The sequence below is a fragment of the Photorhabdus caribbeanensis genome, from assembly GCF_018448885.1.
Classification (GTDB): domain Bacteria; phylum Pseudomonadota; class Gammaproteobacteria; order Enterobacterales; family Enterobacteriaceae; genus Photorhabdus; species Photorhabdus caribbeanensis.
In genome coordinates this window covers 50,813-66,415 of the sequence record NZ_RCWB01000021.1, presented here as the reverse complement: position 1 = coordinate 66,415, position 15,603 = coordinate 50,813, and the positions used below count along the sequence as shown (strand labels likewise).

13 protein-coding genes and 2 pseudogenes are annotated in these 15,603 nt (G+C 44.2%); 10 read left to right on the top strand and 5 right to left on the bottom strand.

The genetic code is table 11. From position 1 onward, the window contains the following. Positions 1 to 535: 535 nt before the first annotated feature. Complete coding sequence (locus tag EAE90_RS14665) at positions 536 to 1,819, top strand: citrate synthase (RefSeq protein WP_036812830.1); 1,284 nt, start codon at positions 536 to 538, stop codon at positions 1,817 to 1,819. A gap of 72 nt (positions 1,820 to 1,891) precedes the next feature. Here the strand turns inward: EAE90_RS14665 and EAE90_RS23880 are convergent, their stop codons facing one another. Continuing rightward, positions 1,892 to 2,572, bottom strand: a complete 681-nt coding sequence (locus EAE90_RS23880) for an RNA-guided endonuclease InsQ/TnpB family protein (protein WP_246550783.1) — start codon at positions 2,570 to 2,572, stop codon at positions 1,892 to 1,894. A gap of 150 nt (positions 2,573 to 2,722) precedes the next feature. Further along, positions 2,723 to 3,061: pseudogene (locus EAE90_RS23875) on the bottom strand (helix-turn-helix domain-containing protein); the annotation flags it as partial. 59 nt (positions 3,062 to 3,120) lie between these two features. On the opposite strand from EAE90_RS23875, the pseudogene EAE90_RS24715 reads away from it, so the two are divergent. Continuing rightward, positions 3,121 to 3,231, top strand: a pseudogene (locus EAE90_RS24715) (IS200/IS605 family transposase); the annotation flags it as partial. Positions 3,232 to 3,657: 426 nt separating this feature from the next. Here the strand turns inward: EAE90_RS24715 and EAE90_RS14655 are convergent. Both EAE90_RS14655 and EAE90_RS14650 read right to left on the bottom strand, forming a co-directional pair. After that, a complete protein-coding gene (locus EAE90_RS14655) occupies positions 3,658 to 4,401 on the bottom strand; it encodes a type 2 GTP cyclohydrolase I (protein ID WP_214054122.1) in 744 nt (247 codons plus the stop codon). A 66-nt stretch (positions 4,402 to 4,467) separates the two neighbouring features. Next, on the bottom strand, positions 4,468 to 4,677 hold the full coding sequence (locus EAE90_RS14650) for a YbfA family protein (RefSeq protein WP_054480979.1): 210 nt from the start codon (positions 4,675 to 4,677) through the stop codon (positions 4,468 to 4,470). Between the two features lie 345 nt (positions 4,678 to 5,022). Between EAE90_RS14650 and EAE90_RS14645 the strand changes: the two genes are divergently transcribed. The 7 genes from EAE90_RS14645 (at position 5,023) to kdpE (ending at position 13,794) form a co-directional block, all read left to right on the top strand. Beyond that, entirely contained in the window at positions 5,023 to 5,406 is a 384-nt protein-coding gene (locus EAE90_RS14645) for a hypothetical protein (protein WP_214054102.1), read from the top strand. 521 nt (positions 5,407 to 5,927) lie between these two features. Then, complete coding sequence (kdpF, locus tag EAE90_RS14640) at positions 5,928 to 6,017, top strand: K(+)-transporting ATPase subunit F (RefSeq protein ID WP_214054101.1); 90 nt, start codon at positions 5,928 to 5,930, stop codon at positions 6,015 to 6,017. Beyond that, positions 6,018 to 7,724 carry a potassium-transporting ATPase subunit KdpA gene (gene kdpA / locus EAE90_RS14635; protein ID WP_214054100.1) on the top strand — a complete coding sequence of 569 codons (1,707 nt, stop codon included), beginning with the start codon at positions 6,018 to 6,020 and terminating at the stop codon, positions 7,722 to 7,724. 20 nt (positions 7,725 to 7,744) lie between these two features. Next, on the top strand, positions 7,745 to 9,811 hold the full coding sequence (kdpB, locus tag EAE90_RS14630) for a potassium-transporting ATPase subunit KdpB (protein ID WP_214054099.1): 2,067 nt from the start codon (positions 7,745 to 7,747) through the stop codon (positions 9,809 to 9,811). A 10-nt stretch (positions 9,812 to 9,821) separates the two neighbouring features. Then, a complete protein-coding gene (gene kdpC, locus EAE90_RS14625) occupies positions 9,822 to 10,409 on the top strand; it encodes a potassium-transporting ATPase subunit KdpC (protein ID WP_214054098.1) in 588 nt (195 codons plus the stop codon). A gap of 2 nt (positions 10,410 to 10,411) precedes the next feature. Continuing rightward, on the top strand, positions 10,412 to 13,105 hold the full coding sequence (gene kdpD / locus EAE90_RS14620) for a two-component system sensor histidine kinase KdpD (RefSeq protein WP_214054097.1): 2,694 nt from the start codon (positions 10,412 to 10,414) through the stop codon (positions 13,103 to 13,105). Further along, the gene (gene kdpE / locus EAE90_RS14615; RefSeq protein WP_036780871.1) at positions 13,102 to 13,794 is read left to right on the top strand and encodes a two-component system response regulator KdpE; all 693 of its coding nucleotides are present in this window, start codon (positions 13,102 to 13,104) and stop codon (positions 13,792 to 13,794) included. The genes kdpD and kdpE overlap by 4 nt, the downstream gene beginning before the upstream one ends. 70 nt (positions 13,795 to 13,864) lie before the next feature. Here kdpE and EAE90_RS14610 read toward each other — a convergent pair whose 3' ends face one another. Continuing rightward, complete coding sequence (locus EAE90_RS14610; RefSeq protein WP_214054096.1) at positions 13,865 to 14,677, bottom strand: Cof-type HAD-IIB family hydrolase; 813 nt, start codon at positions 14,675 to 14,677, stop codon at positions 13,865 to 13,867. A gap of 485 nt (positions 14,678 to 15,162) precedes the next feature. Here EAE90_RS14610 and EAE90_RS14605 point away from each other — a divergent pair, with 485 nt between their 5' ends. Next, positions 15,163 to 15,591: an EamA family transporter gene (locus tag EAE90_RS14605; RefSeq protein ID WP_214054095.1), complete on the top strand. Its 429-nt coding sequence runs from the start codon at positions 15,163 to 15,165 to the stop codon at positions 15,589 to 15,591. Positions 15,592 to 15,603: the final 12 nt, after the last annotated feature.

Genomic DNA, 15,603 nt, shown 5'->3' with positions numbered 1-15,603 from the left:
TGAGATTGATTTTTGATAAGAGGAAAGACCTCAAGAAAAGCTAAAGTTATGTAACTGTGTAGTCCGCACGAATCATAATCATTTTTGTAGTCAATGCATAAAACATAACTCTCAAAAATTCACTAACAACCTGAAAACCATTGTCGTCCGGGGTGAGATTTCAGCCTTAAATGTGATATTGGCCTAATTTCAGTTTTTCCCCGGTAGTACAGTGTCAGAGGACACAGTATAAGAACCTATTCCGCCAGGCATTATGGGTGTAGGCCATCTTGTCAATAAATTGGGAACACAGATTGCACCGCAACCGGAATATGCGCACAGTCTGTAAAGAAGCGATTCAATCACAAATCGCTCACCGGCGCGGGCTACACCAAAGTGCATTCAAAAGTGACCGGCTTTTGTCAAAGCACCGTCCAAGCCCGTTCTTGATGACAAAGAATGGCCAATAAAATAGCCTGATAAGATAGACTCTATACAGTGTCTTTCTGCCGTGGTTGTTAAGAGTTATAAAAATGAAAGCGCTAAGGAGACTGTAATGGCAGATAACAAAGCAACTCTAACCCCAGACGGTTCAGTTGCTATTGAATTGGACGTGCTAACACCGACCCTTGGGTCTAAAGTCATCGACGTTCGTACTCTTGGCTCCCAAGGTTTCTATACCTACGACCCTGGTTTTACTTCTACAGCATCTTGCGAATCCAAGATCACCTACATTGATGGTAACGAAGGTGTATTGCTGCACCGTGGTTTCCCTATCGATCAGCTAGCGACAAAATCTACTTATTTGGAAGTCTGCTATATCCTGCTGTATGGTGAAACACCAACACAAGAACAGTTTGATAAATTCAAAAAAACTATTACCCGTCACACTATGATCCATGAACAGATCCATCGTCTGTTCAACGGCTTCCGCCGTGATTCGCACCCGATGGCAGTACTGTGCGGAGTCACCGGCGCTCTGGCTGCTTTCTATCATGATGCTCTGGATGTGAACAATCCACGTCACCGTGACATTACCGCATACCGCCTGCTGTCAAAAATGCCGACAGTGGCCGCCATGTGCTACAAATACTCTATTGGTCAGCCATTCGTTTATCCACGCAATGACCTCTCCTACGCAGGCAACTTCCTACACATGATGTTCTCTACACCATGCGAAGAATATAAAGTAAACCCTGTACTGGAGCGTGCTATGGATCGCATTCTAATCCTGCATGCGGACCACGAACAAAACGCGTCTACCTCAACAGTACGTACCGCAGGTTCTTCCGGCGCCAACCCATTTGCCTGTATTGCCGCAGGTATCGCTTCTCTCTGGGGACCTGCTCATGGCGGTGCAAACGAAGCTTGTCTACGTATGCTGGAAGAAATTCAGTCAGTTGAACATATTCCTGAATTTATTAACCGGGCCAAAGATAAGAATGATGCTTTCCGTCTGATGGGATTTGGTCATCGTGTTTACAAAAACTATGATCCTCGCGCAACCGTCATGCGTGAAACCTGCCATGAAGTGCTAGATGAACTTGGCCTGAATGATAGCCTGCTGGAAGTTGCTATGGAGCTTGAACGTATTGCTCTACACGACCCCTATTTTATTGAGAAGAAACTGTATCCGAACGTGGATTTCTACTCAGGCATTATCCTGAAAGCAATGGGGATTCCATCCACCATGTTCACTGTTATTTTCGCCATTGCCCGTACTATCGGCTGGATCGCTCACTGGAATGAAATGCATGATGATGGCGTGAAAATCGCTCGCCCACGTCAACTCTATACCGGCTATACAAAACGTGATTTCGAAAGCCAGCTTGAAAAATAATAAAAAAATCCGATTACGATAAGGGCAAAGCTGTGACTGCTCCACGCCGCAAACGGCGAGGCTTCCCACTTCTCAGGCCGCCACCGTCGATATAACGGATTTACGCGGGCCTCCGTGGGCAGAAACGACGAGTCCCGCCGCCTGTAATTCTGTTGTGCCCTTGCACTGGATGTTGAGCGCCGCATTGATATCGCGGTCATGTTCGACACCACAGCAAGGGCATAGCCAGATCCGCTTATACAGCGGCATTTCCGGCACTTTGTGGCCGCAGCAATGGCAGGTTTTCGAGCTGGAGAACCACTGATCCAGTTTGACCAGATGAACGCCCGCCGCCGCGGCTTTGTATTCCAGTTTCTTGATGAAGCCATGCCAGCCAGCATCCCCGATAGCCCGAGCAAGGTGGTGATTCTTCATCATATTGGCCGATTTCAGCGTCTCGACAATGACCGCTTGGTTTTCGTCAACCATTGTCCGGGAGAGTTTGTGTTGAAAATCGGCACGGGCATTGGCTACCCGTTCGTGTACCGCGGCGACCTGTAAACGTGCCTTTCGACGGTTGGCGCTGCCTTTCTGTTTTCGGGACAGGGCTTTCTGCTTGCGACGCAGGTTACGGGCGGCGTTGATAAGGTGACGAGGGTTATTCACCTTCTCCCCGTCCGACTGGATAAGATAGTGGGATAAACCCATATCACACCCTGTCACGCGGGTGATAACGCCCGGCTTTTCCGGTACATCCCAACCATCGTCACACAGGATAGCGGCGAAATATTTTCCCGTAGCTGTTCAGGAGAGCGTAATGCTCTTCACTTGCCCTTCAATTTCTCGGTGTATGCGCGCCTTTATCGGTGACAATTTCGGGATCTTCACGGCGCCATCCAGCACTTTCACCCCAATACAGTAATAGCTGGATTGCCGGCCGTGTTTGCGTTTGAACGTGGGAAATTTGGCTTGCAACTTCGGATTGAAGAAATTATCAAACGCGGTATTTAGATTGATCACCGCCTGCTGTAACGCGATGGCGTCATATGCCTTGAGCCAGGCGTACTTGCGTGATTTCTTCGCGACCGCCAGTAGCGGTTTAAGATCTTTGAGCGGATTTAAACTCACACAGTGACGTCTATAAGCATGCTTTTTGATGTGCAGCGCCTTATTGTACGCAAAACGGACCGCACCGAACTGGCCGTTAAGATACGCGGCCTGTTCGGGTGTGGGGTAGAGGCGGACTTTGGTCGCTCTTAACATATTCAGCGCTCATTGAGAAAGTGCCTTCATTTTAGCCTGTGACAGGAAGATATCAACGGGTTGTGCATTTGATATTCACGACAAAATCCCGTCGAAAGCGCTTTGATGGACGGATGATACACCCGTTACGTGAGGCATTCAGTTCAGCGGTGGCAAAGCTGGGATGTGAAAGGGTTTATCGGTCTGCACACACCGTGCCAAATCTAATCATGTTGACGTTGTAATCAATTTTCAAGATACAAGGGTTTACCGCAGTTTTTGCTAGCTTAATAGCTAGGGCTTTATTTAATTGGAAAGATTATTTGGTGAAATTTGATGCCATACCTGTGCGGTTTAAAGCACCGTAAAAATTGATCTCATCACTTTCCTTGTGTATGCTCGTTATCCAAGAGTAGGTACAAGCGACTTACTCTCTAAATTATCAAACGTAGCCTCTATTTGCGTGTGTAGCAAGATCACCAGAATCAAAATTCACAGTTCTATGAATCGGATAGAATAACGTTATTGACAAAAAACGTTAGTTATGAAAAGTCTGTCAAAAGCTTTGAAGCCCGCCGTTGGTGGGCTTCGTTTATTTCCGCCTTAGGAAAACGTGATCAAGCCGGATTTGGAATATCGATAAAAGTGACATCCAAGCCATAATTACCAGCCAACCACTCCCCCAAAGCCTTAATGCCATAACGCTCAGTGGCATGATGACCCGCAGCATAAAAATGCAGCCCCATTTCACGGGCGATATGAACCGTCTGCTCAGACACTTCACCGGTAATGAAAGCATCAACACCAAATTCAGCCGCCTGTTGAATAAAACCCTGACCACCGCCAGTACACCAGGCAAGCGTGCGAATCTCCTCAGGTGCGTTATCGCCCACATGCAACACCTTGCGACCAAGTGCCTGTTCAATACGTGAAGTTAACTCCACCGGTGATATCGGCTGATCAAACTCCCCATGCGGTACGAATGGTTCAATCAACCCAGCAACTTTCGCATCAATCAAGCGGGCCAATTGCGCGTTATTTCCCAATGATGGATGAGCATCAAGCGGCAGATGATAACCATATAAATTGATATCATTACAAAGCAACGTTTTCAGGCGATTACGTTTCATACCACGAATCACCGTTGGCTCATTTTTCCAAAAATAGCCATGATGAACGATAATGGCATCAGCCTGATGACGAACCGCTTCATCCAATAAAGCCTGACAAGCGGTCACTCCGGTAACGACTCGCTGAATATGAGTACGCCCTTCAACTTGTAAACCATTGGGGGCATAATCTTGAAACTCACCAACATTCAGCTCTTGGTTAATCACATTTTCCAGCTCAATATTACGCATCATATTCGTCCTGTATATTAATTGTATGGCAATAATATACCGCTACCTGCCGCCAATTGTCAGTTGTCAGCTACTTTTGATTGCCATAACCTGTTCTGACTGTTTTAACCATACGGGCTTATTGCTAGTTTTTACCCATACACGATACAAATAACTGTAAAAACGTACGCGATCACGACGAAATAGCATCACCGGTAACGCCAGGACACCGAAAGTGACAGCGCCAATACGGCGTAAAAGAACTTGATACCAAGGATATTCACGATATGAAGACATATTTGTCCTCCTTAAAATGATCCCACTTTTCCGCAGAATCTTAAAAATAATCAATCTGTAAATTGTTTAAAATTTTATCGCAAAAAATGAAAATTTACCACTTATCAGATCACTTTTAAGCCGTTATTGTCGCTATATTTTCTATTTTATGTAATTTTATTACATAAAATATGATAAAAATGTAATATTAAAAACATTTTATTAACAGTTAGTGAAAATGAAATTAAAGATACAAGCATTTGAAAATATCCGTTTGACGCTAGCGATAAAAGCAAGGATTGCCAATGTGAAGACTTTCATTGATAATCATTATATAAGTACAGAAAAACGATAATAGGAGGAAAGATGAAGGTATTAACTGTTATATTATTAATATTAGCAATAAATGTTTCAGGCTGCATCTCCAAAAAACACGCTTTTTCTATTGACTATAAAGCAAATGGCGAAACTTTTCATTTGACTCCATTATGTATAGAGGAAATTTTTCCGGAAAAAGGAGATAATTACTATTCCATTTTCATCAAAGTAAAAAATAACTCTCATTGCAGTAAACCATTTAATCTTTTTATAAAGCAAAACGTAGGAAAAAAACTATCTGTTTCTTTTAACAATAAACCAATATTGAAAAACACCAATATCATTACGCCAATACATGTCGAAAACGGTTTCTATCAGGCAATAGAATCAAATACAACATTTGAAGAAATAGAAAAATATTTAACCAATTGAAAAACAACATTTTTTAACATAAAAATCATTTAATTAAATGTTTTTTTAATAATTCAAATATTGAGTATTTTTTGTCAATCCCTGACAATCATATTAATACTAAACGATGGATTCGCATAATAAGTAAAAATAATTTTTCCTATACTATAAAATCCCAATCAATTTAATTTTCAATATGCTCAGTTATAATTAGTAAAATAAAAATATTATATGTCAAGTTTTAACATTCCGATTACTTTAGCAATATTATCAATAATATATAAATAATCAGAACGTTCATGTGCAGGATTATCCATTAATTTAAAATCATCTAATACCCCTAACCATTCACTTTCCCATAAATGTATCTTCTGCTAAAAAAGGGAATTATTATAATAGTTCTAAACAAGATAGGTTTCTATTTAAGTCTTCTGTTATTAGTCATTTTTACACTTTTTTTACACATCCACTCACTCTTTTATCAGCATCTTTGCATCCCCTTCCCTAATCTTTATCTATCCAAGTTTTCAGGAGATTAAGCAATGAGCATATTCTGCATTTCCGGCGCGTTATTAGTAGCCCTGTTACTGGTTTATCTAATCTATGCGCTACTTCATGCGGAGGATTTTTAAATGGCAGCATCCGCTTTTTTATTGATCACCAGTTTCTTACTGATTTTGATGCTACTGGCAAAACCACTCGGAAACGTTATCGCCAACATGATCGATGGTAATATTCCACGCGGGCTGACTAAAGCAGAATCTGGCCTTTGGCGTTGCTGTGGCTTACAGAAACCTGGCGGCACAGTCAAAGAGATGAACTGGTGGCAATACGCATTAGCTATCATTATTTTTAATCTGACCGGTCTATTACTGCTATTCACGCTTTTAGCCACACAACATGCCCTCCCCCTTAATCCTGAACATTTCCCCGGACTCAAATGGGACCTGGCGCTGAATACAGCGGTCAGTTTTATCACCAATACGGATTGGCAGTCATACAGTGGAGAAAACACACTCAGCTACTTTAGCCAGATGACAGGTCTAACCGTGCAGAACTTTCTTTCTGCGGCAACCGGTATTGCAGTGGCATTTGCGCTGATACGCGCATTTTCCCGTCATGGCGTCAAAACCGTAGGCAACGCCTGGGTTGATATCACACGTATCACACTTTATCTACTGCTACCGCTGTCTATGGTTATCACGCTCGTTTTCGTCAGTCAGGGAGTGATTCAGAATTTCGAACCGTATCAATTAGCCCATACCATTGAAGGCCAACAGCAATTGATCCCGATGGGCCCGGTTGCCTCGCAGGAAGCCATCAAGTTATTGGGAACCAATGGTGGTGGATTCTTTGATGCTAGCTCGTCACACCCCTTTGAAAATCCAACCGCTATCAGCAATTTCATTCAGATACTCTCTATCTTCTTGATCCCTTGTGCACTCTGTTTTGCTTTTGGACAAGTGGTTGGTGATAACCGTCAAGGGCACGCTCTATTGTGGACAATGAGTATCATCTTTGCCATTGCCACCGTAGGAGTCATGTATGCCGAACTGAAAGGGAATCCCCATTTCAGCCTGTTAGGCGCCAACAGTAATGTCAATATGGAAGGTAAAGAGAATCGTTTTGGCATTCTCGCAACCTCAATTTATGCCGTCGTAACAACCGCCGCTTCCTGTGGGGCAGTCAATGCTATGCATGATTCTTTCACTGCACTTGGCGGCATGATCCCAATGTGGTTGATACAAATTGGTGAAGTCGTATTTGGCGGTGTGGGTTCTGGTTTATACGGTATGTTACTGTTCGTTCTGCTGACTGTTTTTATCGCCGGTTTAATGATAGGCCGTGCCCCTGAATATCTCGGTAAAAAAATCGAAGTATTCGAGATAAAAATGGTGGCTCTGGTGATTCTGGTTACTCCTACACTGGCGCTTTTAGGAACAGCGCTTGCCATCTCCACCACCAGTGGGCGTGCCGGTATTTTGAACCCTGGCGCTCATGGTTTCAGTGAAGTGCTCTATGCCCTCTCCTCCGCTGCCAACAATAATGGCAGTGCTTTCGCGGGCCTCAATGCCAACAGTATGTTCTACAACCTGTTGCTAACCATAATCCTGTTTTTAGGTCGCTTTGGCATGATCCTGCCAGTACTTGCTATTGCCGGTTCTTTGGTCGTAAAAAAACGCCAGCCTGCCAGCAACGGTACACTCCCCACCTACAGCCCACTGTTTATCAGTCTATTGATTTTGACCATCATGCTAATCGGTGCCTTGACTTTTATTCCGGCTCTGATCCTTGGCCCGGTAATTGAACATTTACAAATCTGGCTAATGGCCCGATAAGAGCCAAAGAGAGGCATACCATGACCAACAAGCAACAGACATTATTAGAGCCTGCTTTGATTCGTAATGCCCTGATTGATTCAGTCAAAAAATGTCATCCGGCCGCACAATGGCGTAACCCAGTGATGTTTGTCGTCTATCTAGGCAGTGGGTTAACCACCATTTTATGGATAGCCATGTTAGCGGGTCAATTTAAGGGAAATGCGTTATTCACTGGTAACATCGCCTTATGGCTATGGTTTACTGTGCTATTCGCCAACTTTGCCGAAGCACTGGCAGAAGGGAGAAGCAAAGCTCAAGCAGCCAGTCTTAAAGGGGTAAGAAAAACCAGTTGGGCAACTAAACTTATCTCAGCTAATCGCAATGCAACCCGAGAGAAAGTCCCTTCTGACAGCCTGCGCAAAGGGGATATTGTCATTATTGAAGCCGGTGAAACCATCCCTTGCGATGGTGAAGTTATCGAAGGTGGCGCATCTGTTGACGAAAGTGCAATCACCGGAGAGTCTGCCCCTGTTATCCGCGAATCTGGCGGTGATTTTTCCTCTGTAACCGGCGGCACCCATGTACTATCTGACTGGCTGGTGGTCGAATGTTCAGTTAATCCCGGTGAAACTTTTCTTGACCGCATGATTTCAATGGTGGAAGGGGCTAAACGTCGTAAAACCCCAAACGAGATTGCACTGACTATCCTGTTGACGGCCCTGACAATCATTTTTCTATTGGTGTGTGTCACCCTGCTGCCATTTTCAATATTCAGCGTGGAAGCTAACCAATCTGGTCAACCTATCACTGTCACGGTATTGATAGCATTATTAGTCTGCCTTATTCCTACCACCATTGGCGGTCTACTCTCTGCAATTGGTGTCGCAGGCATGAGCCGCATGCTAGGTGCAAATGTTATTGCCACCAGCGGACGAGCCGTTGAAGCAGCGGGTGATGTGGATGTGTTGCTACTGGATAAAACCGGCACCATCACTTTGGGGAATCGCCAAGCCTCTCAGTTTCTACCCGTGCCTGGTATAACAGAACAGCAGTTGGCGGATGCCGCCCAGCTCTCTTCTTTAGCCGATGAAACACCAGAAGGCCGCAGCATTGTCATTCTGGCAAAACAACGATTCAATCTGCGTGAACGTGATCTGCGCTCACTGAACGCAACTTTTGTGCCTTTCTCTGCCATGACTCGAATGAGTGGTGTGAATGTGGAAAACCGCATGATCCGCAAAGGCGCCGTCGATGCAATTCGCCGCCATATCGAAGCCAATCACGGAAAATTCCCTGAAGCCGTAGAAATTTTGGTACAGACCGTAGCGCGTAAAGGGGGTACCCCGCTGGTTGTCGCAGAAAATCAACAGGTACTGGGAGTTGTCGCGCTAAAAGATATTATAAAAGGCGGTATTAAAGAGCGATTCGGTGAAATGCGCCGGATGGGAATCAAGACCGTTATGATTACCGGCGATAACCGTCTGACCGCGGCTGCGATTGCCGCAGAAGCCGGCGTAGATGACTTTCTGGCGGAAGCTACCCCCGAAGCCAAACTAGCCCTGATCCGCCAATATCAATCCGAAGGCCGTCTGGTCGCCATGACCGGTGATGGCACTAATGATGCCCCTGCCCTTGCTCAGGCCGATGTTGCCGTTGCTATGAACTCAGGCACTCAGGCAGCCAAAGAAGCCGGCAATATGGTGGATCTGGATTCCAACCCAACCAAACTGATTGAAGTAGTCCATATTGGTAAACAGATGTTGATGACACGTGGTTCTCTGACCACATTCAGTATCGCCAATGATATCGCAAAATATTTTGCCATTATCCCGGCGGCGTTTGCCGTCACTTATCCACAATTAAATATCTTGAATATCATGCACCTTCATTCACCCAGTTCGGCGGTTTTATCCACCGTTATCTTTAATGCGCTGATTATTGTTTTCTTGATCCCATTGGCTCTAAAAGGCGTGAGCTACCGACCAATGAATGCCTTGTCGCTTTTACGCCGCAATCTGTGGATTTATGGCCTGGGTGGTCTGATAGCGCCTTTCATCGGCATCAAACTGATAGATATGTTGCTGACTTTGCTGATACTTAAATAAGGTGATGAAAATGATTTGGTTACGTTCTTCTGTTGTGTTGTTGATATTTCTGACACTGATTACCGGCGTAGCTTATCCATTGCTGGCAACAGGTTTGTCAGAACTGATGTTTCCTTATCAAGCACAAGGCTCTATGGTAAAACAAGATGGTCAAACCGTTGGCTCTGAACTGATTGGTCAACCCTTCACTAAAGCGATCTATTTTCAGGGGCGCCCTTCTGCCACCGTAGATTATCCCTATAACGCTCTGTACTCGGGTGGCAGCAATTTAGCGCCCTCCAACCCAATATTGGATGATGAAATCAAACGCAGAGTTGAGCAACTGCGTCAATTTAACCGCCAACCAGACACTCCTGTACCGGTTGATCTGGTCACTGCATCCAGTAGCGGCCTTGATCCTCACATTTCACCCGCCGCTGCTGATTTTCAAGCACAAAGAGTCGCTGATGCCCGCCATTTACCGGTCAAAGTGATAAAACAATTAATCAAAGATAATATTGAGCCGCCACCATCGGAATTCCTCGGTGAGCCTGTGATTAATGTGTTAAAACTTAATCTTGCCCTTGATAATTTGCACAAGAGAAAACAGAAAGGTTGAATATGGATCAACTCGAACCACAGCGCCCTGACCCGGATGAATTACTGACACTGGTTAACGAGAAACAGCGCGGTAAATTAAAAATATTTTTCGGTGCCTGCGCCGGTGTGGGAAAAACCTATGCCATGTTGCAGGAAGCGCAAAGATTACGTGCTCAAGGGCTGGATGTGGTTATCGGCGTGGTAGAAACCCATGAGCGGCAGGGAACTGCCGCTTTACTTGATGGTCTGCCACAACTGCCACTTAAACAGATCCACTACCGACGGAGAAAAGTCACCGCCTTTGATCTTGATGCCGCCATTGCCCGCCACCCGGCCATCATTTTGATGGATGAATTGGCATTTAGAAATCCCCACACCAGCCGTCATCCCAAACGCTGGCAGGATGTTGAAGAGTTGCTTGAAGCTGGCATAGATGTACTGACGACCATCAACGTTCAGCATCTGGAAAGCCTCAATGATGTTGTGGGTGATATTACAGGTATCCAGGTCAGGGAAACCATCCCTGATCATATCTTTGATCAAGCGAATGAAATTGTCTTAGTTGATCTGCCCCCAGATGATCTGCGCCAGCGACTCCATGAAGGTAAGGTCTATATTCCTAGCCAAGCCGAACGTGCCATCGAAAATTTTTTTCGCAAAGGTAATTTGATTGCATTGCGGGAGCTCGCTTTACGCCGGACGGCTGATCGCGTTGATGATCAAATGCGTGCTTTCCGCGACACACAAGGGCATGAACCGGTCTGGCATACCCGTGATAATCTTCTGCTATGCATTGGTAATAGCTCAGGTAATGAAAAGCTCATCCGCACTGCCGCTCGTCTTGCGGCTCGATTAGGCTGTATCTGGCATGCAATCTATGTTGAAACCCCAAAACTGTACCAACTACCCGAAGGTAAACGGCGCACTATTTTAAAAGCACTCAGATTAGCGCATGAATTGGGGGCTGAAACAGCGACACTTTCCGATTCAAACAAAGAGAGAGCGGTGTTACGTTATGCCAGAGAACATAACCTCGGCAAAATTCTGATAGGCCGTCGCTGTACATCTAAACAGAAGCTATTTGGCTGGCAATGGCGTCCAGGTTTTGCTGACCGACTGGGGAAACTGGGACCAGATTTAGATCTGGTCATTGTCGCATTAGAAGAACGCAGACAATGGGATAAAGAGCAGGACAACCGCTCTGTGAGTGAAAAATGGCGAGTACAGATTCAGGGCTGCCTGATCGCTATTGCGCTCTGCACACTTATCACCTTATTCTCCCGAACATTCTTGCTGACCCTTGATAAAGCCAACCTTGTCACGCTTTATCTGCTTGGCGTCGTCATTATTGCGCTATTTTACGGGCACCGACCATCAATCTTTGCCGCTTTCATTAATGTCATTAGTTTCGATATCTTCTTTGTACAGCCTCATTGGTCTCTTGCTGTTACCGATATGCAGTACCTGTTAACTTTTACTGTCATGCTGATAGTGGGTGTCGTCGTTGGAAATTTAACAGCGGGAATGAGATATCAGGCGCGAATTGCCCGTTACCGCGAACAACGAACCCGTAATCTCTATGAAATGACCCGTGAACTGAGCCGAGCGCTGAATGAAGAAGATATTGCCCGCACCAGCTACCATTTTCTTGCTAATGGTTTTCAAGCTAAAACCGGCCTCTTTTTACCCAACGACGATGGCAATTTATATCAACTAACGACCAATAATGGCGGTCATATGCTAATTGACGATGCTATTGCAAAATGGAGTTTTGATAAAAATCTGCCGGCCGGAGCGGGAACCGATACGCTACCTAGCGTACCTTACCAACTACAGCCTATTGCTACACCTTCTCAGACGCTGGCTGTATTGGCTATTGAGCCATCCTATTTGCGCCAGTTATTGATCCCTGAACAACAGCGATTGCTACAAACATTTACCGGCCTGATCGCCAATGCACTGGAAAGATTACAACTCTCACGCCGGGCAGAATCCGCTAAACTGGATACAGAACGGGAACAGTTACGTAACTCGCTTCTGGCGGCCCTGTCTCACGATTTACGCACCCCGCTGACCGTCCTGTTCGGACAAGCGGAAATCCTGATGCTGGATTTATCTGCTGAAGGCTCTCCGCATACCAAACAGGTGAATCAGATCCGCCAACAAATTCTCAGCACTTCCCGTCTGGTTAATAACTTACTGGACATGGCGCGTATCCAATCGGGAGGAATTCAACTCAATCTGGAATGGCAATCGCTGGAAGAGATCGTCGGCAGTACCTTGCGTTCGCTGGAATATGCGCTCAACCGTCATCCAGTCGCGGTTTCCTTGCCATCCGATTTACTGTTGCATTGTGATGCCAGTTTACTGGAGCGGGTATTTATCAACCTGTTGGAAAACGCGATTAAATATACCGATGAGCAAACACCACTGGGCATCAAAGCGACAACAGAAAAAAATCAGATTCATATTGAAGTTTGGGATGCAGGTAAAGGCATTCCGCCGGAACAAGAACAGTTAATTTTCGATAAATTCTCCCGCGCTCGCAAAGAGTCAGCTATTCCCGGCGTGGGCCTTGGATTAGCAATTTGCCGGGCAATTATTGAAATCCACCAAGGAAAGATTTGGGCGACCAATAACGAAAAAGGTGGAGCAAGTTTTCACTTTGTTCTACCGTTAGAGAAGCCACCTGAAATTATCACTGAGGAGATGTGATTATTACCAACAATAACACCATTTTGATTATTGAAGATGAAAAAGAGATCCGACGCTTTGTTCGGCTAGCGTTGGAAGGTGAAGGCTATCGCGTATTTGACAGTGATACGTTGAAATGGGGCCTGATTGAAGCGGGAACCCGTAAGCCTGACTTAATTATTCTTGATTTGGGCTTGCCGGATGGTGACGGTATTAACCTAATCCGTGATCTGCGCCAATGGAGCTCAATTCCCGTTATTGTTCTCTCTGCCCGCGATAAAGAAGCGGATAAGGTTGCAGCCTTGGATGTCGGCGCTGATGACTACTTGAGTAAACCCTTTGGCATCAGTGAGCTATTGGCTAGAGTCCGGGTTGCCTTACGCCGCTTTGCCAGAACCAACAAAGAAGAATCGATCGTTCATTTTTCTGATGTGGTTGTCGATCTGGTTAACCGCCGAATTACCAAAAATGACGAAGAACTGCACCTCACCCCAATTGAATTCCGGTTACTAGGTGAATTATTGGCGAATAGCGGCAAAGTACTCACCCAACGCCAATTACTCAACCAAGTTTGGGGCCCTAATTATGTTGAACACAATCATTATTTACGGATTTATATGGGGCATTTACGACAAAAATTAGAAACCGACCCAACCAGACCAAAACATTTATTGACTGAAACCGGCATTGGCTATCGGTTTATGCCTTAATACCTGAGACACGTATCGAATCACTTCATGTCTCAGACAATTAACATCTCTCAGCAAAGCTAAGATCCACTTATTTCACCTGACACACATGTTCAGACAAATAATAAGCAACAGACTCTTCACAGCAAGAGCCAATAATATCGGCATCAGGCAGAGCTTTTTTTACCCTATTATGCGCCGTTCCCATTATGACCCCTTTAGCGACGGTTGAAAGCATTTCCACATCATTCATACCGTCACCAAACGCAATCGTTTTATTAATTGGGATACCAAGAAAACCGGCGAGCTGAATTAAAGCTTGCCCCTTCGAAACACCACTACCCATTACCTCCAGACACCAAGGGAATGAAAAAGCGACATTGACATGATCAGAAAAGAGATCAATTAAATGATGTTCTAATTTAACCAATGCATCATGATCTTTACTCTTATGAATGAAAAAGATTTTCTCAACCTGATCACAAGGCATTTCATCAGCCTGTCTAACTACGGGATTAAAATTATCATTCTGATTAAAATCACTGAAACTATGGTGTAGCTCACTGGTTAACCATTGAGAACCACAATACATATTGATCACTAAATCATTATCTGCCTGAGTTTCTTCAATCACTCTTTTTACTACGTGACTTGGCAAATGTTGTCTAATATCCAAGTTTTTACAAGCACTGGTTAATCTGGCACCATTCGAAGTAATCAAATGCACAGGTATATCAAAATCACCAATAATGGAATTTGCATCAGCATGATGCCTGCCGGTTGCAAATACGATCTGCTTTCCCATACTTGATAAATCAGTAAGCACCTTGCGGGTAAACTTACCAATTGTATCTCCTTGAAGGAGAAGCGTTCCATCGAGATCTGTGGCAATGAGGTTATACATTAACATATTCCAATATATTAAAATGGTTATTATCTAGACTTTATAAATAAATTCAAGAAATAATATCTCATATAGCCACCAACACACATATAAACATTAATGCTTATTTCAACATTAGGGAAAATATAAAATGAAACCTGATTCATGATAAGATGCTTGTTAATTCCTTTGCTCAATTCACAAATAACCACATAATGAAATAAAATCAAATAAATTTTTTAAACTTACTCTATACATAACAACATTATAAAACTCACTTTTAATCTAATACGCCAATTGTGTCATGTATCATTATTATTTACTAATTTATATCAAATATATATGACAAAAACCAGAAACTATCCAGCCAAACTAAAATATTCACTAACTGAAATGATTTATCCATTATGCTTTAATTTCCTTAATGAGAATAATGGTATATTCAAACCAAGAGAACTGCCTTATCATCTCAACTCATTTGCTACTAACTATAGGGTTTATTCGCGATGGGTACCTGGCTTATCTATGCCTTATTATCAGCGTTTACTGCTGCTTTAGTCGCTATCTTCGGGAAAATCGGTTTGCAAAATCTTGATGCCAATACAGCAACAGCGATACGAGCAGTCATTATGGCGTTGTTTCTTGTCGGTGTCGTTGTAGTACAGGGAAAATTAAATCTGGTAAGTGAAATACTGGCAAACCGCAAAGCGCTGTTTTTTATCATTTTAAGCGGTGTGGCTGGGGCATTATCATGGTTGTTTTACTTTCTGGCAATTAGAAACGGCAATGTTTCTCAGGTTGCCCCGATTGATAAACTCAGTGTCGTGTTTGCTGTCATCTTGGCCGTCATCTTATTTGGTGAAAAGATATCACTGATGGCCGCAGGTGGTGTTGCACTGATTACTGCCGGCGCATTAATGGTTGCTCTGGGCTGAAAAATAAAAAAT